The sequence below is a fragment of the Nocardia sp. NPDC001965 genome (genome assembly GCF_053594175.1).
In genome coordinates, this window is record NZ_JBSFDZ010000084.1 from 1 (window position 1) to 4,311 (window position 4,311).

Annotated in this window: 5 protein-coding genes; 1 reads left to right on the top strand and 4 read right to left on the bottom strand. The window is 68.0% G+C overall.

The window, feature by feature from the left end; all coding sequences use genetic code 11:
• Positions 1-89: 89 nt before the first annotated feature.
• The 3 genes from ACWCPQ_RS34920 to dapE form a co-directional block, all read right to left on the bottom strand.
• A complete protein-coding gene (locus ACWCPQ_RS34920) occupies positions 90-641 on the bottom strand; it encodes an LOG family protein (protein ID WP_449907421.1) in 552 nt (183 codons plus the stop codon).
• Positions 635-1,438, bottom strand: a complete 804-nt coding sequence (locus ACWCPQ_RS34925; RefSeq protein ID WP_449907424.1) for an LOG family protein — start codon at positions 1,436-1,438, stop codon at positions 635-637. Before ACWCPQ_RS34925 ends, ACWCPQ_RS34920 begins: the two co-directional genes overlap by 7 nt.
• Positions 1,439-1,558: 120 nt before the next feature.
• A complete protein-coding gene (gene dapE, locus ACWCPQ_RS34930) occupies positions 1,559-2,656 on the bottom strand; it encodes a succinyl-diaminopimelate desuccinylase (RefSeq protein WP_449907427.1) in 1,098 nt (365 codons plus the stop codon).
• 61 nt (positions 2,657-2,717) lie between these two features.
• Between dapE and dapD the strand changes: the two genes are divergently transcribed.
• Positions 2,718-3,665, top strand: coding sequence for a 2,3,4,5-tetrahydropyridine-2,6-dicarboxylate N-succinyltransferase (gene dapD, locus ACWCPQ_RS34935; RefSeq protein WP_449907429.1), 948 nt, complete (start codon positions 2,718-2,720; stop codon positions 3,663-3,665).
• Between the two features lie 89 nt (positions 3,666-3,754).
• Here the strand turns inward: dapD and ACWCPQ_RS34940 are convergent, their stop codons facing one another.
• Entirely contained in the window at positions 3,755-4,123 is a 369-nt protein-coding gene (locus ACWCPQ_RS34940) for a PPOX class F420-dependent oxidoreductase (protein WP_449907432.1), read from the bottom strand.
• Between the last annotated feature and the right edge of the window lie 188 nt (positions 4,124-4,311).

Sequence of the window (4,311 nt, forward strand, 5' to 3'; positions counted from 1 at the left end):
GGAACTGGCCCACGCCAGGGGCTCGTCACTGTTCATGGTCCTGCACGCCGCGCTCGCGGTAATGCTGGGCCGGTTGAGCAGCAAAACCCTCACCCTCGGTCCAGCGCGTCGAATGCCGTCGTGAGGTCGGGCGTCACCGTGATCCGGTCCAGCGCCTCCTTCGGGACGAAACCGCGCTCGTGGAGTTCCCCGAGCCAGGTGAACAGGCCGCTGTAGTGCCCCGCGGGATCCAGGATGGCCATCGGCTTGTCGTGCTGGCCCAGATGACCGCCGGTCCAGGTCTCGAAGAATTCCTCCAGAGTGCCGATTCCGCCGGGCAGCGTGAGGAAAGCGTCGGCACGGTCCTCCATCACCTGCTTGCGCTGGCGCATGGTGTCGGTGACCACGAGTTCGTCGGAGTCCACATCGGCCACCTCCCGGTGGACCAGGTGTTTCGGGATGACGCCGATCGTGTTGCCGCCGCCGGCCCGCGTCGCCGTGGCCAGCGCACCCATCATCGAGACGTTTCCACCGCCGGACACCAGTTGCCACCCGCGCCGCGCCACCTCGGCGCCGACCCGGGTGGCCAGGGCGAGTTGTACGGAATCGGTGGTGCTCGCCGAGCAGTACACGCACAACGCGAAGGCTCGTGAAGTCACCATTCGTCTTCCGTTCCGACTGTCTCGACGGTGGCGCTCCCGGGCGCGTATTCCTGGATGATCCGGACCACATCATCGATCTCGTCGGTGATGTGCAGCAGGTCGATATCGCTCGGGGCGATACGACCGTCGGCGGCCAGCGAGTTCCGGATCCACTCCACCAGCGGCGCCCAGTACTTGCTGCCGAAGAGGATGATCGGGAACCGGGTGATCTTGCGGGTCTGCACCAGGGTGAGGGCCTCGAACAACTCGTCGAGGGTTCCGTAGCCGCCGGGCATACAGACGAAGGCCTGGGAGTACTTCACGAACATGGTCTTGCGGACGAAGAAGTACCGGAAGTTGATACCCAGATCGACCCAGTCGTTGAGGCTCTGCTCGAACGGCAGCTCGATACCGAGCCCGATGGAGTAGCCGCCCGCTTCGGAGGCCCCCCGGTTGGCGGCCTCCATCACGCCGGGCCCACCCCCGGTGATCACCGCGAATCCGGCTTTCGCCAGGGCGACACCCAGGTCCCGCGCGGCCCGGTACTCCGGATGCCCGGGGTCGGTCCGCGCCGAACCGAATACGCTCACCGCCCGCGGGACCTCGGCGAGAGCGCCGAAGCCTTCCACGAATTCGGCCTGGATCCGCAGGACCCGCCACGGATCGGTGTGCACCCAGTCGCTGTCGCTGCGCTGGTCCAGCAGATGCTGGTCGGCGGTGGTGCCCCGCGGGGTCCGTTCCCGGCGGAACATGATGGGCCCGCGGTAGCGGGTTCTGGGCTTGCCGGCCATCCCGGATTCGGCGGCGTCGGTTGACATGGTCGCAGTGTATTTGGCGCCGTCTGCAACGGTGCGGGTCGAGGCCCGTCTCGGCCCTCGTGGTCTCGCCGAACTCGGCGCGGTGTGGCCCCTGAGCGGGGTCCCTGATTCGCGGGGCGGCTAGGGCGAACCGGTGAGGTAGCCGCGCAGCATCTCGGTGACCGCGGTGATCTGTGCCAGCGGAACATGCTCGTCGCGTTTGTGGGCGAGGTTGGGGTCGCCGGGACCGAAGTTCACAGCGGGGATACCGCGGGCGGCGAAGCGGGAGACATCGGTCCAGCCGTATTTCGCCCGGACCCCCGCCGAACCGTGCGCGAGGACCGTATCGACGAGGCCGCGGGCGGCCGGCGCGGTGAGCCCGGGCAGTGCGCCCGCCGCCGTGTCGGTGACCTCGAATTCGATCTCCAGCCCCGCGAACACCTCCCGGACGTGCTCGATCGCCTGTTCCACCGAACGATCCGGGGCGAACCGGAAGTTCACCTCCAGCTCGGCCGCGTCGGGCACCACATTGCCCGCGACGCCGCCGGCGACGCGAACCGCGGACAGGCCTTCGCGGTACCGGCAGCCGTCGATATCGACTTCCCGGGCGCGATACTCCGAGAGCCGGGCCAGCACGGGCGCCAACCGGTGGATGGCGTTGTCGCCCAGCCAGGAGCGGGCCGAATGCGCCCGGACGCCACCCGTGCTCAACCGGACCCGCAGTGTGCCCTGACAGCCGGCCTCGATCCAGCCACCGGAGGGTTCACCGAGGATCGCGAGATCGCCGTCCAGCCATTCCGGTACTTCCCGCTCGATGGCGTTGAGTCCGTTGAAGTCGGCGGAGATCTCCTCGCAGTCGTAGAAGATCAGGGTCAGATCGTGAACCGGTTCGGCGACGGTGGCCGCGAGATGCAGGAATACCGCGTCGCCCGATTTCATATCGACCGAACCACAGCCGTAGAACACGTCGGCACCGTTCTCGGTGGTGAACCGGCCCGGCACATTGTCGGCGATGGGCACGGTATCGAGATGCCCGGCCAGGACGACTCGGGTCGGTAGCCCGCGGTTCGTCCGCGCGAGCACCACATTGCCGCGCCGCAGCACCTCGAAACCGGTGGTCTGAGTACGGAGCGCTGTCTCCACGGCCGCGGTGATCGCGGCTTCGTCCCGGGATACGCTCGGGATGTCGACGAGGGCCGCGGTGAGCGCGACGGGGTCGGCGTGCAGGTCGAGGGTCACGGGATACGAGCGTAGAGGTGCCCCACCACCGCGGGCCTGTCGGTGGGTAGGCTTCGGTTTCGTGAGCACTCAGGGAGCATCCGCCATCGGCATCGCCAACGTGACCTCGGACGGGACCGTTCTGGACACCTGGTTTCCCAGCCCGGAGCTGGGTGAGTTCGGTGACACCGGCACCGAACGTCTCGCGACCGCGCCCGCCGAACTCGCCGATCTGGTGGGCCCGGACCCGGCGCGCGGTGTCGAGGTGATCGCGGTGCGCACCACCATCGCCGACCTGTCGGCCGCCCCCGTGGACGCCCACGATGTCTATTTGCGGCTTCATCTGCTCTCCCACCGCCTGGTCCGGCCCCACCAGGTGAGCCTGGAGGGTCAGTTCGCCCTGCTCAGCAATGTGGTGTGGACCAACCACGGCCCCGCCGCGGTGGAGGGGTTCGAGACCACCCGCGCCAAACTGCGGGCGCGGGGACCGGTCACCGTGTACAGCATCGACAAATTCCCGCGGATGGTCGACTATGTGGTCCCCGCCGGGGTACGCATCGGTGACGCCGACCGGGTCCGCCTGGGCGCGCATCTGGCGGCCGGAACCACCGTGATGCACGAGGGTTTCGTGAACTTCAATGCCGGCACCCTGGGCACCTCGATGGTCGAGGGCCGGATCTCCGCCGGAGTCGTCGTCGGCGACGGCTCCGATATCGGTGGCGGCTCCTCCACCATGGGCACCCTCTCCGGTGGCGGTACCACCGTCATCTCGATCGGTGAGCGGTCCCTGCTCGGCGCCAACTCGGGTCTGGGCATTCCGCTCGGCGACGACTGCGTGGTCGAGGCCGGTCTCTACCTGACCGCCGGCACCAAGGTCACGGCTCCGGACGGCACCGTGGTGAAGGCCGCCGAGCTCAGCGGCAAGGACAACCTGCTGTTCCGGCGCAATTCGCGGACCGGAACCGTGGAGGTGGTCCCGCGTGCCGGTACCGGCATCGAATTGAACGAAGCCCTGCACGCGCACAACTAGGAGCGGGTGCCCCGGCCCCGATCGATTTCTCGTCGTCCCGACGTCGGCCCCCACGCCGGGACGACGGGGCCAGCGCCCGAGGGTGAGGGTCAGAGCCCGAAGGCGAGGACCCGTTCGGGGTGGATCCGGATCAGCTCGCTTTCGTCGGGCCCGATATAGGTGACCGTGCCGGTGAGTGCTTCCGCTGTACCCCGGATCTCCAGGCACCGCACCCGCCACGGCTGCACCGAGGCGATATCGTCCACCACGAACGCCACCCGGTTGTTACCCGCCAGGTTCCGGAACTTGCGGGACCGACCCATATTCCAGCCTGCGATATCGATCGTGCCGAGTTCGGGGTTGTAGCGGAACCCGACCGGATTGTTCTGCGGTGCCCCGTCCGGCGCGACGGTGGCCAACCGGCCGAGCTGCTGCCCGGCCAGGTAGTCGATATGTTCCGAGGTGAGCGTCGTGTTCATGATCAGAACGTAAGACCTCTACTTAGGTTGAGGTCAACAGACGAGCAATCCATCCGATCGGACCCACCGTTCGACCACCCCACCGATAGCAGAGCCCACCACAAAGGCGGGGCCCGCCCCGGTTCTGGAGCGACGGAGCGGGGGAGCGAAGCGGAGGAGCGCAGGAGTGAAGAACCGGGGTCACGAGG